Origin of the sequence: Chromobacterium sp. Rain0013 (assembly GCF_015291765.1) — a bacterium.
Classification (GTDB): Bacteria; Pseudomonadota; Gammaproteobacteria; order Burkholderiales; family Chromobacteriaceae; genus Chromobacterium; species Chromobacterium haemolyticum.
Window position 1 is genome coordinate 1982385 of record NZ_CP031514.1, and the last position, 19464, is coordinate 2001848.

Genomic DNA, 19464 nt, shown 5'->3' on the forward strand with positions numbered 1-19464 from the left:
ACCATGTATCAATATGATGAAGTCGATCACCGCATCGTCCGCGAGCGCGTGGTCCAGTTCCGCGATCAGACCCGGCGCTATCTGGCCGGCGAGCTGAGCGAGGACGAGTTTCGCCCGCTGCGTTTGATGAACGGCCTGTACGTGCAGCGCCACGCGCCGATGCTGCGCGTCGCCATTCCCTACGGCCATCTGCGTAGCGGCCAGCTGCGCAAGTTGGCCGACATCGCCCGCCGCTACGATAAGGGCTACGGCCATTTCACCACCCGCCAGAACATTCAGTTCAACTGGCCGGAGCTGGCGCGGGTGCCCGATATCCTGGAAGAGCTGTCCACGGTGGAGATGCATGCGATCCAGACTTCGGGCAACTGCGTGCGCAACACGACGACCGACGCGTTCGCCGGCGTGGCCGGCGACGAACTGCTGGACCCGCGGCCCTGGTGCGAAATCATTCGACAGTGGAGCACCTTGCACCCCGAGTTCACCTTCCTGCCGCGCAAATTCAAGATCGCGGTGTCCGGCAGCGTGGAAGACCGCGCAGCCACCCGCGTGCACGACATCGGCCTGCACGTGGTGCGCAACGAGGCCGGCGAAGTGGGCTTCCGAGTGATGGTGGGCGGCGGTCTGGGGCGTACCCCCATCGTCGGCGACGTGGTCAAGGATTTTTTGCCCACGCCGCACCTGCTGACCTATCTGGACGCGGTGCTGCGGGTCTACAACCGCTTTGGCCGTCGCGACAACAAGTACAAGGCGCGCATCAAGATTCTGGTCAAGGCGATGACGGTGGAGGGCTTTGCCGCCAAGGTCGAGGACGAATGGCTGCATATCAAGGGCGGTCCTGCCACCCTGCGTGACGAGGATGTCGCTCATTACGCCAGCTTTTTCACTGACCCGCCGTATCAGACGCTGCCGGCCAATCCCCCCGAACTGCGGGCACTGCTCGAAGAGGACAAAGGCTTCGCCCGTTGGGCGGAGCGCAATACCCGCGCCCACAAGCGGCCGGGCTATCGCTCGGTGGTGCTGTCGCTGAAGCGGGCCGGCGTGCCGCCCGGCGACATCAGCGCGGAACAGATGGACGCGGCGGCGGATTTGGCAGATCGCTTCGGCTTTGGCGAGTTGCGCGTCGCCCATGAGCAAAACCTGGTGCTGCCGGACGTGCCGGAGAAGGATTTGCACGCGCTATGGCTACTGGCGCGCGAGCATGGCTTCGCCACGCCCAATATCGGCCTGCTCACCGACATTATCTGCTGTCCGGGCGGCGACTTCTGCTCGCTGGCCAATGCGCGTTCGATTCCGGTTGCGGAGGCTATTCAGCAAACCTTCGAGGACATCGACTATCTGTACGACCTCGGCGACATTGACTGCAATTTCTCCGGTTGCATGAACGCTTGCGGTCATCACCATATCGGCAATATCGGCATACTCGGCGTCGACAAGAACGGGGAGGAGTGGTACCAGATCACGCTGGGCGGCAGCCAGGGCAGCGCCACCAGCATAGGCAAGGTGATAGGGCCCTCGTTTGCTCAGGCCGACGTGCCCAAGGCTTTCACCACCATCATGAGCGTCTATTTGGAACAACGCGGTTCGGGTGAGCGCTTCATTGAAACCGTGCGCCGTATCGGCATCGAACCCTTCAAGGAGCGGGTGTATGCCAAACATCATTAAACAGGGACAAGTCCGGCCGGACGATTGGAATCTGCTGCGCAGGGACGAAAACGGCCAGTTGCCGGAAGTCGCGGCGGGCGGCAATGTGATCGTGCCGCTGTCCGATTGGCTGGAGAGGCGCGCGTTCTGGCGCAGCCATGCTGCGCGGGTGGGGGTTTGGCTAGGGCCGGACGAGGATCCCGCGCAGCTACTGGCCGATTTGCCAGAGCTGGAGTTGATCGCCGTCGATTTTCCGGCCTTTACCGATGGCCGCGGCTACAGTCATGCCCGCTTGCTGCGCGAGCGTTACGGCTATCGCGGGGAACTGCGGGCGATTGGGGATGTCTGGCAAGACTTACTGCACTCCATGGCGCAAGTCGGTTTTGATGCATTCGCCATTAAGGATGGCAAGGCGCTGGAATCTTCGCTGGATGGTTTTAATACTTTTAGCGAAAACTATCAGGCTACTGTGCTCAATCCGCTGCCACTGTTTCGTAGGCGCGTCACATCGCTGTAATGTGTGGTTTATGCGAGACAGAGGCCACAAAAAAACGCTTTTTTTGACGTTTTTTTGCAACGGATTGCTCTCAATCTGTGGCGTCCTAAGTTGACATGGGGTTGCAGCGTTTCTATAGTGCGGGTTAACTGCATAAACACAGTTTGCAGATCACCCTGTTGTTTGCAGTAAAATTGTTCGTGTGGTCTTTGCGTCAGCCCGCATTGCTACCCATTTTATAGATTAAAGAGGGAATAACATGACTAAACAGCTGAAACTGAGCGCCCTGGTTGCTGCTCTGTTGGTTTCCGCTAGCGCTTTTGCTGCTAAACCTGGCTATGCCGTTGACCAGTCCACCGAATCCGTGACTCGCAACAACTACGGCGAGTGCTGGAGAACCAACTTCTTCGACAAGGCTAAAGACGGCCTGGTTGAATGTGGCGATCGCGAAGCTGCCAAGCCGGTAGCAGAAGCTCCGAAGCCGGTGCTGGTTTCCGAAAAAGAAAAAGTCACCCTGTCCGCTAAAGTGCTGTTCGACTTCGACAAGGCCAAGCTGCGCGCTGACGCCAAGAACGAACTGGACCCGCTGGTTGAAAAGCTGAAAGCCAACGCTGGCAAAGGCTACCTGAAGTCCGTTGAAGTTGCTGGCTACACCGACTTCATGGGTTCCGCTGCTTACAACAACCGTCTGTCGCAAGAGCGCGCCGACGCTGTTAAAGGCTACTTCATCGCTGCTGGCGTTCCGGCTGAAAAAGTGACCTCCGTAGGTCGCGGCGCCGCCGAAGCCAAGATGACTGCCGAGTGCAAGGCCAAATTCCCGAAATACCAGAAGAAAGGTTCCAAGCAGAACCTGGCTATCAAGGAATGCATCGAGTCTGATCGTCGCGTTGAGTTGACCATCGACGCGGTTAAAGAGTCCCTGGTTGAGAAGAAGTAATCTCGATTAGCTGCTCTGTTCAAAAAGCCCCGCAATCTTGCGGGGCTTTTTGCATTGTATGGCGGATAGCCGGCTCTGTTCGCCGTTGCCGGCCCAATTGCGTTTCATGTCTGGACGCTATCCGTAGCTGGCAGATACAATCGAAGGTTTTCAGGACGCAATAAGACCAGCACATGCAGGTATTTTTTGGAGATCCGCGGCGTTACCAGCTGCCAGCCTGCGCCTTGACCATAGGCAATTTCGACGGCGTGCACCTTGGCCATCAGAAAATGCTGCAGCGTCTGCGGCTGGAAGCCGACGCCCGAGGCCTGCCGACGGCCCTGTTGACCTTCGAGCCCCATCCGAGGGAGTTCTTCGCGCGCGACAATCCGCCTGGCCGTTTGTCCACGTTGCGAGACAAACTGGTGTTTCTGCAGCGGCTGGGTTTGGTTGATTATGTGTTCGTCTATCGCTTCAATCGCGGCTTTGCCGGCATGTCGGCGTCGGATTTCATCGACAAGGTTCTGGTCCAGGGGCTGCAGACCAAGTATTTGCTGATCGGCGACGACTTCCAGTTCGGCGCCAAGCGGCAGGGCCATTTCGAGATGCTGAGCTCCTGTCCCCATTTCGTCACCGAGGCGATGCCGACGGTGTTGGCCATGGGTGAACGCGCCTCCAGCACCTTGGTGCGCGAGCGGCTGGCCGCAGGCGACCTGAGCGGCGCGGAAAGCCTGCTGGGGCGCGAGTATCAGATTTCCGGTCGTGTGGTGCATGGCAAGAAGCTGGGCCGTACCATAGGCTTTCCCACGGCCAACATCCATTTGCCGCATTTGCGTCCGGCCTTGCAGGGCGTATTCGTCGTGCAGGCGGAAACCGCCGACGGCGTGTTGGGCGGCGTGGCCAGCCTGGGTTTGAACCCGACGGTCAGTAACACACCGGACTACAAACTGGAAGTGCATCTGTTCGATTTCGCCGGCGATCTCTACGGGCAGCGGCTGACGGTGCGATTCCTGAAGAAACTGCGCGACGAGGCGCGGTATGATGATTTATCGGCGCTGATCGCTCAGATTGAAAAAGACGCGGGCAGCGCCAAGACCTATTTGACAAGTTTGCAGCGAGAGCAGGCATGAGCATCGATTATCGTAAAACCGTAAACCTGCTGGATACACCCTTCGCCATGCGCGGGGATCTGGCCAAACGCGAACCGGCCTGGGTCAAGCGCTGGCAGGAAGAGAAGCGCTACGACAAGCTGCGCAAGCTCTCCGCTGGCCGCCCCAAGTTCATCCTGCACGACGGCCCTCCGTACGCCAACAACGACATCCACCTGGGCCACGCGGTCAACAAGGTGTTGAAGGACATCATCGTCCGCTCCAAGACGCTGGCCGGTTTCGACGCCCCTTATGTGCCGGGCTGGGACTGCCACGGCCTGCCCATTGAACTGATGGTGGAGAAGCTGCACGGCAAGGACATTCCCGCCGCCAAGTTTCGCGAACTGTGTCGCGAATACGCGAAAGAGCAGGTGGCGCGCCAGAAGAAGGGCTTCATTCGTCTTGGCGTGCTGGGCGATTGGGACAATCCCTATCTGACCATGGATTTCAAGACCGAGGCCGATATCGTGCGGACCCTCGGCAAGATCTTCGAGAACGGCTATCTGAGCAAGGGCGAGAAGCCAGTGCACTGGTGCATCGAATGCGGCTCGTCGCTGGCCGAGGCCGAAGTGGAATACGAAGACAAAGTGTCGCCGGCGATCGATGTCGGCTTCAAGGTGCTTGACGCCGACAAGGCTTCGGCCGCCTTCGATGCCGACGCTTCCGGCGCGATGGCCGTAATCTGGACCACCACGCCGTGGACGCTGCCGGCCAACCAGGCCGTCGCCGCCGGCGCCAATCTGGATTATCAGTTGATCGACACCCCCAAGGGCAAGCTGATCCTGGGCAAGGATCTGGTCGAGTCGGCGATGAAGCGCTATGGCATCGAAGAGTTCAGCGTGCTGGGCGAAGCCAAGGGCGAGGCGCTGGAGCGGATTCAGTTGAGCCATCCGTTCTACGACCGCCAGGTGCCGGTGATTCTGGGCGACCACGTTACCACCGACGCGGGTACCGGCTTGGTGCACACCGCGCCGGCCCATGGTCTGGAAGACTTCCAGGCCGGCTTGCAGTACAAACTGCCGGTGGCCAATCCGGTGGCCGACGACGGGCGCTACAAGAGCACCACCGAACTGTTCGCCGGCATGCTGGTATGGGACGCCAACCCGCGCGTGATCGAAACCCTGGAAGAGCGCGGCACGCTGGTGCACAAGGCCAAGCTGGAGCATAGCTATCCGCATTGCTGGCGCCACAAGACGCCGATCATCTTCCGTGCCACGCCGCAGTGGTTCATCAGCATGGACCGCCAGGCTAATGGCGGCGAGACGCTGCGCGAGATCAGCCAGCGCGCCGTCGATGCCACCGAGTTCTTCCCAGCCTGGGGCCGCGCGCGTTTGGACGCGATGATCAAGAACAGCCCCGACTGGTGCGTGTCGCGTCAGCGAAACTGGGGCGTGCCGATGACTTTCTTCATCCACAAGGAGTCGGGCGAGTTGCATCCGCGTTCCGTCCAACTGCTGGAAGAAGTGGCGCTGCGCATTGAACAGCAGGGCATCGAAGCCTGGTTCAGCCTGGACGCCAAGGAGTTGCTGGGCGAAGAAGCCGAGCAATACCGCAAGCTTTCCGACACTCTGGACGTTTGGTTCGATTCCGGCTCCACCCACTTCGCGGTGCTGAAGCAGCGCCCGGAACTGGCCTGGCCGGCGGACCTGTACCTGGAAGGCTCGGACCAGCATCGCGGCTGGTTCCAGTCCTCGCTGAAAACCGGTTGCGCCACCATAGGCCGTGCGCCGTACAAGCAGCTCTTGACCCACGGCTTCACCGTGGACGACAAGGGCTACAAGATGTCCAAGTCGCGCGGCAACGGCATTGCGCCGGAAGAGATCTGCGGCACCTTGGGCGCCGACATCCTGCGTCTGTGGGTGGCCAGCGCTGACTACTCCGGCGATATGTCGCTGTCGCAGGAAATCTTGAAGCGCACAACGGAAAGCTATCGCCGTCTGCGCAATACTATCCGCTTCCTGCTGTCCAATCTGTCGGATTTCGACCCGCTGGAACACGCTGTTCCGCTGGCCAATATGGTGGAACTGGACCAGTACGCGTTGCTGCGCGCCCGTGAAGTGCAGGAGAAGGCGGCGGGTGAACTGTACTCGCGCTATGCCTTCCACCATGTGGTGCAGGAAGTGGTGGGCTATTGCTCCGAGGATCTGGGCGCCTTCTACCTGGATGTGATCAAGGACCGTTTGTACACCACCAAGGCGGACAGCCATGCGCGCCGAAGCGCCCAGACCGCGCTGTACCACATCACCCGCAGCTTGCTGCTGCTGGTGGCGCCCATCCTGTGCTTCACCGCCGACGAGGCGTGGAACGTGCTGGTGGACAGCGAGGAAGAGTCGCCGCTGTATCACGTTTGGCATGAATTCCCGGCCCAGTCCGCCGAGCGCGAAGCGGCCTTGTCCGCCAAGTGGCTGGCCATTCGCGAACTGCGCGCTCAGGTCAACAAGCAGATCGAAGCGCTGCGCAGCGCCGATCAGCTGGGCTCCTCGTTGCAGGCGGAGATCGAAATCGAAGCCGACGGCGAGCTGTTGCAGTGGCTGAACGCCTTGGGCGATGAACTCAAGTTCGTGCTGATTGTCTCTAAAGCCAGCGTCAAGCAAGGCGAGCAAACCCGCGTCAGCGTGGTGTCGTCGACGCAGCAGAAGTGCGAGCGTTGCTGGCACTACCGCGCAGACGTCGGCAGCCATGCCGGCCACGGCGCGGTGTGCGGTCGTTGCGTGGACAATATCGACGGCAAGGGCGAGACGCGCCGCTTCGCCTGATCCGCGTCGACGACGCGGCGGCACGGCCGGGCCGGAAGGATGGGAGCGCTCAGCATTCCCGACTTCCGGCGCTTTGATATAGAGTGCGCGGAGTTCCGCTTCGCGTCGTGGAAAGGTCTGATGGAATCTGCAATGACTATGCCCAAGGCCAAGCAATGGCCGAAGTGGTTTGCGCTGGCGGCGGTAATCGTGTTGCTGGATCAATTGTCCAAGATCTATTTCAACGGCAATTACCAGTACGGCGAAGTCCGGGAAGTCATTCCCGGCTTTTTCGGTTTTACCTTGCTGTACAATCCGGGCGCGGCGTTCAGCTTCCTGCACGACGCCGGCGGCTGGCAGAAGTATTTGTTCTCGGGCCTGGCTTTCGCTGTGTCCGGCTGGCTGGGCTGGAATATCTTCAAGAACCGCTTTAGCGGGCTGATGAATCTGGCCGCGGCTTTCATTATGGGCGGCGCGCTTGGCAATGTGATCGACCGCATCGTCCACGGCCATGTGATCGATTTCATCCAGGTGCATTACTACAGCAGCTGGTCGTACCCGGCCTTCAATCTGGCGGACTCCTTCATTTGCGTGGGAGCCGCCCTGATGGTGCTGGATAGTTTCAGAAAGCCGCGCGCCTGAGCGCCGCGGCTTGAGCAAGGATTTGTGATGACGAAGACCATTATGCTGGCCAACCCGCGCGGTTTCTGCGCAGGCGTGGACCGGGCCATCGCCATCGTCGAGCGGGCGATTGAACTGTACGGCGCGCCGATCTATGTGCGTCATGAAGTGGTGCACAACCGTTTTGTCGTCGAGAACCTGCGCGCCAAGGGCGCGGTGTTCATCGAGGAATTGAAGGATGTGCCCAGCGGCAGCACCCTGGTGTATTCCGCTCATGGCGTGCCGCAGTCGGTGCGCGAAGAGGCGGCGGCTTTGGGCCTGCAGGTGTTCGACGCCACCTGTCCCCTGGTGACGAAGGTGCATGTCGAAGTCAAGCGCATGAACAAGGCGGGCATGGAGATCGTCATGATCGGCCACGCCGGCCACCCCGAAGTGGAGGGCACCATGGGCCAGGTGGACGGCGGCATGTATCTGGTGGAAAACGTCGCCGACGTCGCCGGCTTGCAGGTGCGCAACCCGGCGGCCTTGTCCTACGTCAGCCAGACCACGCTGTCGGTGGATGAGACCCGCGACATCATCGCCGCGTTGAAGGCACGTTTCCCGGAGATCTCCAGCCCGAAAAAAGACGATATCTGCTACGCCACGCAAAATCGGCAGGACGCGGTGAAGGTGCTGGCCGACGAGTGCGACATCGTGGTGGTGGTGGGGTCGCCCAATAGCTCCAACTCCAACCGCTTGCGCGAGGTGGCCGCGCTCAAGGGCGTGGACGCCTATATGGTGGACAACGCCGGTCAATTGGAGGAAGCCTGGTTCGCCGGCAAGCGGCGCGTGGGCGTCACCGCCGGTGCCAGCGCGCCGGAGGTGCTGGTGCAGGCGGTGATAGACCAGATCAAGGCTTTCGGCGCGGACAGCGTCAGCGAGCTGGACGGTGTGGAGGAGAACACGGTGTTTGCGTTGCCGCCCGCGCTGCGCGAAGACAAGCGCGCCTGAGCCCGCCCGGCGGCCTCGACGCCAAACTGGCCCCGCGGTCCCCCGCGGGGCTTTTTCATGTTCGCGCGGGGGCGATCCTGTGTTGCGGGCAGGGGTATTGAAAAGTCCGGGACAGCCCTTATCTGATGCGCATCGTTGACCAACTCTTGTGATAAGTCACCATGAGCGCATTGAAAGAAACCCTGGGTTTTCAGACCGAAGTCAAGCAGCTGCTGCAGCTGATGATCCACTCCTTGTATTCCAACAAGGAGATCTTCCTGCGTGAACTGATTTCCAACGCTTCCGACGCCGCCGACAAGCTGCGTTTCGAAGGTTTGGCCAAGCCCGAGCTGTTCGAAAACGAGCCTGAGCTGAAGATCACCATCGGCTACGACGCCGAGGCGCGCACGCTGACCATCGCCGACAACGGCATCGGCATGAGCCGCGACGAAGTCATCGCCAATATCGGCACCATCGCCAAGTCCGGCACCAAGGCCTTTTTCGAGCAGTTGTCCGGCGACGCCAAGAAAGACGCCAACCTGATCGGTCAGTTCGGTGTCGGCTTCTACTCCGCCTTTATCGTGGCCGATAAAGTCACGCTGACCACCCGCCGCGCCGGCGACGCCGCCGACTCCGCCACTCGCTGGGAATCCGAGGGCGCCGGCGAATACACGCTGGAGCAAGTGGAGAAGGCCGGCCGCGGCACGGAAATCGTGCTGCACCTGAAGGAGGGCGAGGACGAACTGCTGAACGACTGGAAGCTGAAAGGCATCGTTCGCAAGTACTCCGACCACATCTCGATCCCGATCGAGATGAAAAAGGGCAATAGCTACGGCGAAAACGGCGAAGTCATCGTCAGCGACGAGATGGAAGCCGTGAACTCCGCTTCCGCGCTGTGGACCCGCGGCAAGAGCGAGATCAGCGAAGAGCAGTACAAGGAGTTCTACAAGCATGTGGCTCACGACTTCACCGACCCGCTGGCCTGGAGCCACGCTCGCGTCGAGGGCCGCCAGGAATACACCGAGCTGTTGTACATCCCGTCGCGCGCGCCCTTCGACTTGTTCGATCGCGAGCGCAAACAGGGCGTCAAACTCTACGTGCGCCGCGTCTTCATCATGGAAGACACCGAGAAGCTGATGCCGCACTACCTGCGCTTCGTGCGCGGGGTGATAGACAGCAACGACCTGCCGCTGAACGTGTCGCGCGAGATCCTGCAAGAAAGCAAGGACATCGACGCCATCCGCAACGGCTGCGTCAAGAAAGTGCTGGGCCTGCTGGAAGACCTTGCCGCCAATCAGCCGGAAAAATACGCCGAGTTCTGGCAAGAGTTCGGCCAAGTACTGAAAGAGGGCGTCGGCGAGGATATGGCCAACAAGGAACGCATCGCCAAGCTGCTGCGTTTCGTCTCCACCGCGTCCGAAGGCGCTGAGCCGACGGTGACGCTGAGCGACTACGTCGCCCGGATGAAGGAAGGCCAGGACAAGATCTACTACATCACCGCCGATACCCTGGCCGCGGCCAAGAACAGCCCGCACCTGGAAGTGTTCAAGAAGAAGGGCGTCGAGGTGCTGTTGCTGACCGATCGCGTAGACGAGTGGGTGGTGGGCTCGCTGTTCGAGTTCGACGGCAAGGCGCTGCAGTCCGTGGCCAAGGGCGCGCTGGATTTGGGTGCGCTGGAAGACGAAGCCGACAAGGAAGCGCAAAAGCAGGTGGAGGAAAGCGCCAAGCCGGTGGTGGAGAAAGTGCAGAAAGCCTTGGCCGACCGGGTCAAGGACGTGCGCGCCACCGCCCGCCTGACCGAGAGCCCGGCCTGCCTGGTAGCCGGCGAGCATGATATGAGCGCCCACTTGGAGCGCATGTTGAAAGCGGCGGGGCAGAAAGTGGAGGCTAGCAAGCCCACGCTGGAGATCAACCCCGAGCACGTGCTGGTGAAAAAACTGGCCGACGAGGCCGACGAGGCCCGCGCCAGCGATCTGGCCCAGGTGCTGTACGATCAGGCCTTGCTGGCCGAAGGCGGCAAGCTGGAGGATCCGGCGGCCTTCGTCAAGCGCATCAACAAGCTGATGTTGGAACTGTCGGCTTAAGCCGAACGTCGTCCCCATCGGAATGCCCCGCCGCGCGCGGGGCATTTTTTTTACGCTGGCAATAATGCCGCGCCAAAAATCATGGCTGGGGGTATCATCGGCGGCTTCTCTCTAGCTATGACTTAGTCATGATGGAACTGTCGCTGATTCACGCTCTGCCGGAAGGCCCCTGGGCGGCACTGGACCTCAAGGCGATCCAGGCGCAATTGGAGGCGCTGGCGACGCAGCCGGCCACCCTTGCCGCGGACAAGGCCAGTCAGTGGTTGGGGCAATGGCTGCGCTTGGCCTTGGCGCCAGCGGAACGCTTGCAACTGCTGCAGGCGCTGCGTGCGCCGTTGGCCGCGCTGGTTGCCAGGCTGGAGCGCGCGGCGGCGCGGCAGGAATTGTCCTGCACCCCGGAGGCGCGCGCCGCATTGCAATCGGCCCGCCAATTGCTGCGGCAATGGCATGAGCAGTGCAAGCTGCTGGCTCAGGCATTCAGCGCGCAGGAAGCCGGCCGTTTTTCCAGTTCTCGTCCGCGGTTGGAGGCCCTGCAACTGGCGTTGGCGAGCGGCTACGATTTGCTGGCGCTGCACGCGCGCAGCTACGCGCCGTTGCACAAGGGCTTCTGGCGCGATTGCCACCGTTTGTACGCCTACGCGCTGGCCCAGGGCTGGGAGGGGCGGCAGGCGGCGGGGGGCGTGGCGGCGCCTGGGCTTAGCTACCGCCGGCTGATGTTGTTGGGTTTGACCGCCAGCAACCGGCTGGAGACGGCCAAGATCGCCTTGCTGCTGCAATGGCTGGAGCAGCATGCCGGCTTGCTGCGCGTGGAGCAGTTGGATCAGCCGCTGGGGGACGACGGCGCGCTCGCTTTCCGCGCCGACGCCGACCGGCCGGCGCGCTTCTGCGCCGAGCTGGATCTGGACGGCGACGGCGTGTGGTGGCGACTGGACGCCGGTCGTTTGCTGGAACGCCTGGATGAATTGAGCCGCCAGCGCCAGCGACAGGGGTTGGACGGCGGCCACGAAGCTTGGTTGCTGGCGCGTTTGCGTCAGGAGTGGGGGGCGCCGCCTCGTCGGCGGCACGTCAGGTTGCGCCGGCTCAGTGTCGAAACCGTCGAACTGGTCAGCTTGTTGCCGCGTTGCTGGCGGCTGGCCGCCGGCGAGCCGGCTGACGGAGAGTTGGAGCCCTGCCGTTTGCAGATCAGCAATCTCAGCGCTTCCGGCCTGTTGCTGCAGGGAGAGTCCTTGCAACAACCGTTGCGCGCCGGCGAGGTGGTCATGTTGCGCCGCCGCGGTTTCGGCTGGCAATTGGGCCTGGTGCGCTGGGTCAGCTTCGAGGGCGAGGACATGCAGACCGAGTGCGGGGTCGAGTTCATCGGCAAACGGCCGCAGGCGGTTGAAGTCGCCGCGGTCACCAGCCACGCGGCGGGAGGCTTCGAGCCGGCGTTGCGCATGCAGGCCGAGCGGCATTTCCGCCATTCCGGCATTTTGGTGTTGCCGGGCCGTTTATATCAGGCTTTACGGCCGTTTCATCTGCGGGGCGCCGATGGCGAATGTCGGGTGCGCGCGGTGCGCTTATTGCAGCAGACCGCGCATTATCAATTCGTGGAGATCAAGATAGACGAGCTGCTGCCCGCCGACGCGCAGGCTTGAACGGCGGGTAGGGCGGCGGACAAGTTCCGCCACGCAGCCGGCCAGTGCTGGTATCCTTGCCGCCATGAGCAAGCCCCCCCTTCCCGAGGCCGGATCTTCGGCCGACGATTTTCAGCTGACCGCGCCGGAATTGCCCCCCAGCGTGCCGATTGCGCACGTGTTCGGCCAGCCTGTGCTGGAAGTGCCGCAGGATTTGTTCATCCCGCCGGACGCGCTGCAAGTGATCCTGGATAGTTTCGAAGGACCGCTGGACCTGCTGCTTTATCTGATCCGCAAACAGAACCTGGATGTGTTGAATATTCCAATGGCGGACATCACGGTCCAGTACATGGCCTATATCGATGCGATGCGCGACGGGCGTTTGGAACTGGCCGCCGAATATCTGCTGATGGCGGCGCTGCTGATCGAGATCAAGTCGCGCTTGCTGCTGCCCCGGCCCCAGTTGGACGAGGAGGGCGAGCCGGATGATCCGCGCGCCGAACTGGTGCGCCGCTTGCTGGAGTACGAGCAGATGAAGCTGGCGGGGCTGGAGCTGGACAAGTTGCCGCAGGCCGATCGCGACTTCGCCTGGCTGGCGGTCTTGATCGAACAGTCTGCCGAGCAGCGGCTGCCCGACGTCAGCCCGGCGGATCTGCGCCAAGCGTGGATGGCGATTCTGTCGCGCGCGCGCCACCACCGCCACCATAAGGTGGAGAAGGATGAATTGTCGGTGCGCGAGCAGATGAGCTGGATTCTGCGCTACCTGGACGGCCGCGAGTACGTGCCTTTCGAGGAGCTGTTCGACGCGGACAAGGGCGTTGCCCACCTGGTGGTCAACTTCATCGCGGTGCTGGAGCTGGTCAAGGAGGGCTTGGTCAAGGTCAGTCAGGAGGCGCCGTATCAGCCCATTTACGTGAGGATAGCGCTGGTCTGAGAGCCTGTTCAAAGTCTTGCGAGCCAGGGCGAGACAGGGCGAGACAGGGCGAAAACGAGCGAAAAAGCGGAGTGTCCGAGGGGTACATGAGCATTTTGAGCTTGCACTCTCCATGCAGCGCTCCACGAAGCGCAGCAGACTTTGAACAGGTTCTGAAAGTGGGCGCGCGCCGATTTGCACTTGATGTTGGCGCGGCAGCGATTAGGATACAGGTATCCATTGCGAGAGCATGCCATGCACATTGAAGCGGCCGACCAGAAACATCTGCCAGCCTATCGCCCTTTTTTCCTGGCCTGTCATGAGGAAGGGCTGGATTATTATCGTCGCGCCGGCACGGACCCGGACGCCTGGCTTGGACAATTGCTGCAACACGCCGAAGGGCGAGCGCTGCCCGAAGGCTGGGTGCCGTGCCGCACCTGGTTTCTGATCAACGGCCGTACCGAGATCATCGGCGCGATCCGACAGCGGCTGGCCGACAACGCGTTGATTGTGGAGCGCATCGGCCATATTGCTTTCGAAGTGCTGCCGGCTTGGCGAGGCCATGGTTACGGCCGGGTGCTGTTGCAATATGTGCAGACGCTGGGCGAGAAGCCCGCGCATGGGAATTGGGTGTTGGTTTGCCCGGCGGACCGGCCTGCCGCGGTGCGCACGGTGGAAGCCTGCGGCGGCCAGTTGCTGGAAACGATGGAGAACGGAGGGCGAGCGTTCCGGCGTTACAGCCTGACCGCGCTGGCGGCTTGGGACGACATGGCGGAAGGATTAATTTAGCTCCGGACGGAGAGTTCATGTAGAATGTCCGGTTTCCTGCGCAAACGTGTTTCGGCTTCACGGCTCAATGTCCACCATCACCGACCTAAAATACCTGAAGATCGTGCTGGAGACGGCGTTACTGACCGCGCAGGAACCTCTGTCGGTTGCCATGCTCAAAAAGCTGTTCACCGAAGAGGTGAAAGCCGCGTTGATCAACGACATCCTCGACGATATCCAGAGCGACTGGAGAGGCAAGGGCGTCGAACTGGTCAAATTGGCGTCGGGATGGCGCTTTCGCGCCCGAGCGGAGTTCACGCCATACTTGAACCGCTTGAACCCGGAAAAGCCGCCGCGTTACTCGCGCGCGGTAATGGAAACCTTGGCGATCATCGCCTACAAACAACCTGTGACCCGTGGCGATATCGAAGCGATACGCGGCGTATCGGTGTCCACCGGCGTGATGCAGACTCTGCTGGAACGCGGCTGGATCGAAGTCATCGGCCACAAGGACGTACCCGGCAGGCCGGGCTTATATGCCACTACCCGAAAATTCCTGGACGACTTGGGCTTTGTCTCGCTCAAGGATCTGCCGCCATTGGCGGAGCTGGGAAGCCTGGTAGTGCCCGAGGCGGCGCCTCGGGATCAAGGCCCGGCAGCGGCCACAGACGACATCCCCCTCGACGATGAGGCGGATAATTTCGAGCCCATCGCAGAATAACATCGACATTCTGCAGGTTGCTCGCACGGAAAGAGCAAAGCACATATGTCTAAAGGACAACGCAATCACGCCCGCCAGCCGGTGGCGCGTGTCAAAGGTCGCGAAACTTCCCAACCGCGCCAGCCGGCCAACGGCGGCGTTCAGCCGCGCGGCAAGACCCCAGGCGGCATGATCAAGAGCCGCAACGGCCAGGCGGCGGATCCCAGCGGCCGTCAGGGCCAGCCCGGCGGCAAAGGCCGCAGCGGCGGCCAGGGCGGCCGCACCCCGCGCGACGCCTACGGCAACCCGCTGATGCACGAGGGCACGCCGCTGTTCAAGCTGAGCCGCCGCGAGCAGGAACAGCAAAGGATGCAGCAAGCGCAAGGCCGCAACAAACCGGTCTACCAGCGCGACAGCAACGGGGACGTCAACGGCAATGTGGCGCTGGATCACGAACGCCGCTTCGGCAACAAAAACGCCGCCGCGCCGGCCGGCCAGCCGGCCGCGGGCAAGAACGGCGCGCCGCCGCGTCAGGGCAAGCCCGACGGCGGCAAGCAACTGGTGCAAAAAGCCAAGAAACTGCGTTTGCGCAGCCCCAACCAAGACATCAAGGACAAGGCCAAGCGTTTGCGCGAAGTCCGCGTGGATCTGGACGATATCGAACCGGTGCGACTGCAAAAAGCGCTGGCGGCGTCCGGCGTCGGCTCGCGTCGCGAGATGGAAGAATGGATCGAAGCCGGCCAGGTCACCGTCAACGGCAAGAAAGCCAGCCTGGGCGACCGCGTCGGTCCGCGCGACCGCGTGATGGTGAAGGGCGACCAGATCAAGTTGAAATGGCCGGACCGTCTGCCGCGCGTGATCATGTATCACAAGGAAGAAGGCGAAATCGTCAGCCGTGACGATCCGGAAGGCCGCGTTACTGTGTTCGACCGTTTGCCGCAGGCCAAGTCCAGCCGCTGGGTGGCGATAGGCCGTCTGGACGTCAATACTTCGGGTCTGTTGCTGATCACCACCAGCGGCGAACTGGCCAACCGCATGATGCACCCCAGCTTCGAAGTGGAGCGCGAGTACTCGGTGCGCGTGTTGGGCGAGCTGACGCCGGAAATCATGAAGCAGATGGTCGCCGGCGTGGAACTGGAAGACGGCGAAGCGCGTTTTGACCGCGTCTTCCAGAAAGGCGGCCCGGAAGAGGCAGCCAACCAATGGTTCAACGTGGTGATCAAGGAAGGCCGCAATCGCGAAGTGCGTCGCATGTTCGAGCACTTCGGCTTGACGGTCAGCCGGCTGATCCGCGTGCGCTTCGGTAATATCGGTTTGCCTCCGCGCTTGAAGCGCGGTCAGTTTTACGAGCTGAACTCCGCTGAAGTGGCCGCGGTGATGAAGTGGTCCAATCTGACCGTCACCGGCGGCAAGAAGGCGGCGCCGGTCAAGAAGGCCTCGGCCAAGGCGCACCGCTGAGCGTGCGCGCCATGTTGTGGAGCCTGGCTGCCCGCGCCTGGTCGCGTTTGCGCGGCGCGGCGCCGGCGGTTGAGCCGGCTCCGCCGGCGATAGGCAAGCGTCAGCGCGCCGCCATCGCCATCGTCGACGGTGGGCGCATTTTGCTGATGCATCGCGTCAAACCCGGCAAGGACTATTATGTTTTGCCGGGCGGCGGCATCAAGCGGCGCGAGACGGCCGCCATTGCCTGCGTGCGCGAGACGCGCGAGGAAACCGGGCTCAACGTTCGTTTGGGCGGCATGCTGTGCGTGTTGGACGCCAAGGACAGGGTCGAGCATGTGTTCCTGGCCGCCAGCCACGCCGGGGAGCTTAGACTTGGCGGGCCGGAGTTGGCCAAGATGGGGCCCGACAATCTTTACGAGCTTGAGTGGCTGGACCGCGAGCAGCTGCGGCGGGTCAAGCTGAAGCCCAAGGGCTTGCTGCCGCATTGCCTAGCCTTGTTGGAACCCGCCGCCGGCCGTTGAGGCTGGCGTTTTTCATGGATGGATGGACGAAGATGAGCAAGGCGTTTACCAAGGAAAACGACGAGGCGGAAGAGGATCTTCCGGCTGAGCGGCGCTTGCCCGCCTCCACTAAGAACTACATTACGCCCGGCGGCTGGCAGCGCTTGAAGGATGAGCTTTATCACCTGGTCAACCGCGAGCGGCCGGAGATGGTGCAGGTTGTGAACTGGGCAGCCAGCAACGGCGACCGTTCGGAGAATGGCGACTATCTGTACGGCAAGCGCCGCCTGCGCGAGATAGACCGCCGCATCCGCTTTCTGACCAAGCGTCTGGAAATCGCCGAAGTGGTGGATCCGGAAACCCGGGAGGCGACCGACCAAGTGTTTTTCTCCGCCACCGTGCTGATTGAACGCGGCGACGGCAGCGAGCAATTGTTGCGCATCGTCGGGGTCGACGAGATCGATTTGGCGCGCGGCCATATCAGTTGGATCTCGCCGATCGCGCGGACGCTGTTGAAGGCGCGCGAGGGCGACTCGGTGTTGTTCCGCGGGCCGGATGGCGATGAAGACATCGAGGTGCTGGAAGTGCGCTACGAGCGCATAGACTGAGATTTTCGCAAACGCGAGGGAGAACGGCCCGGACATCAGTCCGGGCCGTTTTCTTATTTGGCGGAGCGGAATCAGTCCAATAGCTTGCGCAGCCAGCCGTGTTTGCCGCCGTGGTGACCCCCGCGGCGGCGCTCGTCGTCATGGCCGCGACCATGCGCGGACGGGGCGTAGGCGGCGGGGGCCGCCGAGGGGGCGGGAGTTTGGGTTTGCAATAAGCGCTCAAGCTGGCCGGGAGCCAGCCAGACTCCGCGGCACTGCGGGCAGTAATCGATGGCGACGGACAGACGCTCGCCCATCAGCAGGGTGACTTGGCAACTGGGACAATTCATGGCGTGCTCCTTGGCGCGCCGGAGCGGCGCGGTGGGTCAGGGAAATGCGCAGGCTCGGCCTCGCCAGCGCATTGCAAACCATGAAGCGGCTACAGGGTCAAGTTTTGCCGCGCGGAGGCGCGTCGTCAGGTCGCGATTGCGCGGCCAGGGTGCGGTTGATCTGCATCCAGCCGGCGGTGGCAGGCTTGCCGGTTTGCCCAAACGCCGCTTGCAGCAATTTCAGTTGCTCGCGGTGAAGGGCTTCCTCCAGCTTGCGTCCTTCCGGGGTCAGCGTCAGTTGCTTGACCCGCTTGTCGTGCTGCGCGGCCACGCTTTGCACCAGCGCCATTTCCAGCAGTTGGCGCAGAGGCATGTTGATGGCCTGCTTGGTCACGCCCAGCGCGGCCAGCAAATCCTTGACCGATAAACCGGGGTAGCGGGCGACGAAGAAAAGGATGCGGTGGTGCACGCGAGCCAGGCCGCGTTTGGCCAGCATTTCATCCGGTTTATCGGTGAAAGCTTTGTAGGCATGGAAGAAGGCTTCCATGGCGGCGCGCATGTCATCGGATGGAGATAGGTCAGCCATGTTGACGGAACCTGCTGTGATCGGTAGATTGAGTCAATATTATTGACATTAGTAAGAAAGCTGCGGACAAGCCTATGCAGAGTACCATGTTTTCAGAGCGCATCGAACGGCTCAGCGGCTCGCTGATCCGGGAAATACTGGCGGCGGCGCAACAGCCGCAGATGATCTCTTTCGCCGGCGGCCTGCCGGCCAGCCAGTGCCTGCCGCCCTTGGATTTTACCGGGATGCCGGCGGCCATGGCGCAGTACGGGGCCAGCGAAGGGGAGCCGGAGTTGCGCGAGCTGATCGCGGAGCAGGCGCGGCGCATGGGCATAAGTTGCGAGGCTGAGCAGGTGTTGGTGCTGTCTGGTTCGCAGCAGAGCATCGATTTGTGCGCCAAGCTATTCATCGATCCCGGCACGCCGGTTGTGACCGAAGGGCCGACTTATCTAGCCGCCTTGCAGGCTTTCAAGCTCTTCGGCGCACGTGTTCACGCGGTGGGACAACGGGACGGTAGGCTGGAGCCGCAGGCCTTGGCCGCTGCGTTGGAACAGGCGCGGCCGCGCTGCTGTTACCTGATTCCCAGTTTTCAGAACCCGGCGGGCAGCTGTTACAGCGCCGAAGACCGGCAAGCGCTGGCGGCCGCCATCGACGCCGCCGGAGTGCCCTTGATCGAAGACGATCCTTACCGCGCCCTCAGTTACGACGGCGAGGCGCCGGCGCCGTTGGTCAGCCATTTGAAGAACGCGCCTTGGATTTATTCCGGTTCCTTTTCCAAAACCCTGGCACCCGGCTTGCGCGTCGGTTTCCTGATTGCCTCGCCGGAGCTGTACCCCTATTTGATGCGTCTGAAGCAGGCGACCGATCTGCACACCAACCGTCCGGCGCAGTGGTTCATTGCCCGCCAGTTGCGGGATCCCGGCTATGAACAACGTTTGCTGGGGCTGCGCGAGGTGTATCGCGTCGGACGCGACGCGATGCAGGCTTCGCTGCAGCGGCATTTCGCGGATTTGGCCGATTGGCAGCTGCCGCAAGGCGGGTTGTTTTTCTGGCTCAAGCTGAAGCAACTCAGGGATACCCGCAAGCTGCTGCCGCTGGCTTTGCAGCAGAATGTCGCCTTCATGCCGGGCGAAGCATTCTTTCCGGAGCCGGAACAGAACCTCGGCTATATGCGCCTGAATTTCAGCCATGCTTCTCCAGAGCGCATCGAGATAGGCATCGCCAGACTAGCGGCTTTGCTGCGCGCCCAGGCCGCCGCGGAGTAAGCAGCGGTTCAAAGTCCGCGCGCAGCCCGTCCTGGGCTAGCGCGTCAGCGCGGGGAGGGGCGCTCGCCGCCATGCGTCATAAAAAATAGCGCCGGCCTTGCTCATGGGGCGGCGCTTCTCTTCATCTTCCCGGCCCTCAACGAAGGCATCGTTTTCCCCTTCTTCTTTTCCTCT

18 protein-coding genes are annotated in these 19464 nt (G+C 62.0%); 16 read left to right on the top strand and 2 right to left on the bottom strand.

Going from position 1 to position 19464, the window contains the following annotated elements:
- Positions 1–3: 3 nt before the first annotated feature.
- The 15 genes from DXT74_RS09430 (at position 4) to greB (ending at position 17152) form a co-directional block, all read left to right on the top strand.
- The gene (locus DXT74_RS09430) at positions 4–1662 is read left to right on the top strand and encodes a nitrite/sulfite reductase (protein ID WP_194427825.1); all 1659 of its coding nucleotides are present in this window, start codon (positions 4–6) and stop codon (positions 1660–1662) included.
- Positions 1646–2158, top strand: a complete 513-nt coding sequence (locus DXT74_RS09435) for a DUF934 domain-containing protein (RefSeq protein WP_114153293.1) — start codon at positions 1646–1648, stop codon at positions 2156–2158. The genes DXT74_RS09430 and DXT74_RS09435 overlap by 17 nt, the downstream gene beginning before the upstream one ends.
- Positions 2159–2396: 238 nt before the next feature.
- Positions 2397–3074 (top strand): OmpA family protein, encoded by a 678-nt coding sequence (locus DXT74_RS09440; protein ID WP_043638494.1) that lies wholly within the window; start codon positions 2397–2399, stop codon positions 3072–3074.
- Between the two features lie 173 nt (positions 3075–3247).
- The gene (locus DXT74_RS09445; RefSeq protein ID WP_043638490.1) at positions 3248–4183 is read left to right on the top strand and encodes a bifunctional riboflavin kinase/FAD synthetase; all 936 of its coding nucleotides are present in this window, start codon (positions 3248–3250) and stop codon (positions 4181–4183) included.
- Positions 4180–6957: an isoleucine--tRNA ligase gene (ileS, locus tag DXT74_RS09450; protein WP_194427826.1), complete on the top strand. Its 2778-nt coding sequence runs from the start codon at positions 4180–4182 to the stop codon at positions 6955–6957. Before DXT74_RS09445 ends, ileS begins: the two co-directional genes overlap by 4 nt.
- Positions 6958–7089: 132 nt before the next feature.
- Positions 7090–7578: a signal peptidase II gene (gene lspA / locus DXT74_RS09455; RefSeq protein WP_039755611.1), complete on the top strand. Its 489-nt coding sequence runs from the start codon at positions 7090–7092 to the stop codon at positions 7576–7578.
- 27 nt (positions 7579–7605) lie between these two features.
- Positions 7606–8547 (top strand): 4-hydroxy-3-methylbut-2-enyl diphosphate reductase, encoded by a 942-nt coding sequence (gene ispH / locus DXT74_RS09460; RefSeq protein ID WP_043638479.1) that lies wholly within the window; start codon positions 7606–7608, stop codon positions 8545–8547.
- Between the two features lie 161 nt (positions 8548–8708).
- Positions 8709–10610: a molecular chaperone HtpG gene (gene htpG, locus DXT74_RS09465; RefSeq protein ID WP_107732727.1), complete on the top strand. Its 1902-nt coding sequence runs from the start codon at positions 8709–8711 to the stop codon at positions 10608–10610.
- Positions 10611–10738: 128 nt separating this feature from the next.
- On the top strand, positions 10739–12244 hold the full coding sequence (locus tag DXT74_RS09470) for a hypothetical protein (RefSeq protein ID WP_194427827.1): 1506 nt from the start codon (positions 10739–10741) through the stop codon (positions 12242–12244).
- Between the two features lie 64 nt (positions 12245–12308).
- Positions 12309–13157, top strand: a complete 849-nt coding sequence (locus tag DXT74_RS09475) for a ScpA family protein (RefSeq protein WP_081862671.1) — start codon at positions 12309–12311, stop codon at positions 13155–13157.
- A gap of 234 nt (positions 13158–13391) precedes the next feature.
- Positions 13392–13925 carry a GNAT family N-acetyltransferase gene (locus DXT74_RS09480; RefSeq protein ID WP_052370570.1) on the top strand — a complete coding sequence of 178 codons (534 nt, stop codon included), beginning with the start codon at positions 13392–13394 and terminating at the stop codon, positions 13923–13925.
- A gap of 67 nt (positions 13926–13992) precedes the next feature.
- Entirely contained in the window at positions 13993–14625 is a 633-nt protein-coding gene (scpB, locus tag DXT74_RS09485; protein ID WP_019102634.1) for an SMC-Scp complex subunit ScpB, read from the top strand.
- Between the two features lie 45 nt (positions 14626–14670).
- On the top strand, positions 14671–16062 hold the full coding sequence (locus DXT74_RS09490; RefSeq protein WP_194427828.1) for a pseudouridine synthase: 1392 nt from the start codon (positions 14671–14673) through the stop codon (positions 16060–16062).
- An 11-nt stretch (positions 16063–16073) separates the two neighbouring features.
- Entirely contained in the window at positions 16074–16565 is a 492-nt protein-coding gene (locus DXT74_RS09495; protein WP_052370569.1) for an NUDIX domain-containing protein, read from the top strand.
- Between the two features lie 32 nt (positions 16566–16597).
- Positions 16598–17152, top strand: a complete 555-nt coding sequence (greB, locus tag DXT74_RS09500) for a transcription elongation factor GreB (protein ID WP_043591017.1) — start codon at positions 16598–16600, stop codon at positions 17150–17152.
- A 71-nt stretch (positions 17153–17223) separates the two neighbouring features.
- Here greB and DXT74_RS09505 read toward each other — a convergent pair whose 3' ends face one another.
- Together DXT74_RS09505 and DXT74_RS09510 are read right to left on the bottom strand one after the other, a co-directional pair.
- A complete protein-coding gene (locus tag DXT74_RS09505; RefSeq protein ID WP_043638461.1) occupies positions 17224–17481 on the bottom strand; it encodes a zf-TFIIB domain-containing protein in 258 nt (85 codons plus the stop codon).
- 97 nt (positions 17482–17578) lie between these two features.
- On the bottom strand, positions 17579–18046 hold the full coding sequence (locus tag DXT74_RS09510) for a MarR family winged helix-turn-helix transcriptional regulator (protein ID WP_043638457.1): 468 nt from the start codon (positions 18044–18046) through the stop codon (positions 17579–17581).
- 86 nt (positions 18047–18132) lie between these two features.
- Between DXT74_RS09510 and DXT74_RS09515 the strand changes: the two genes are divergently transcribed.
- Positions 18133–19290 carry a PLP-dependent aminotransferase family protein gene (locus DXT74_RS09515; protein ID WP_043638449.1) on the top strand — a complete coding sequence of 386 codons (1158 nt, stop codon included), beginning with the start codon at positions 18133–18135 and terminating at the stop codon, positions 19288–19290.
- Positions 19291–19464 lie beyond the last annotated feature (174 nt).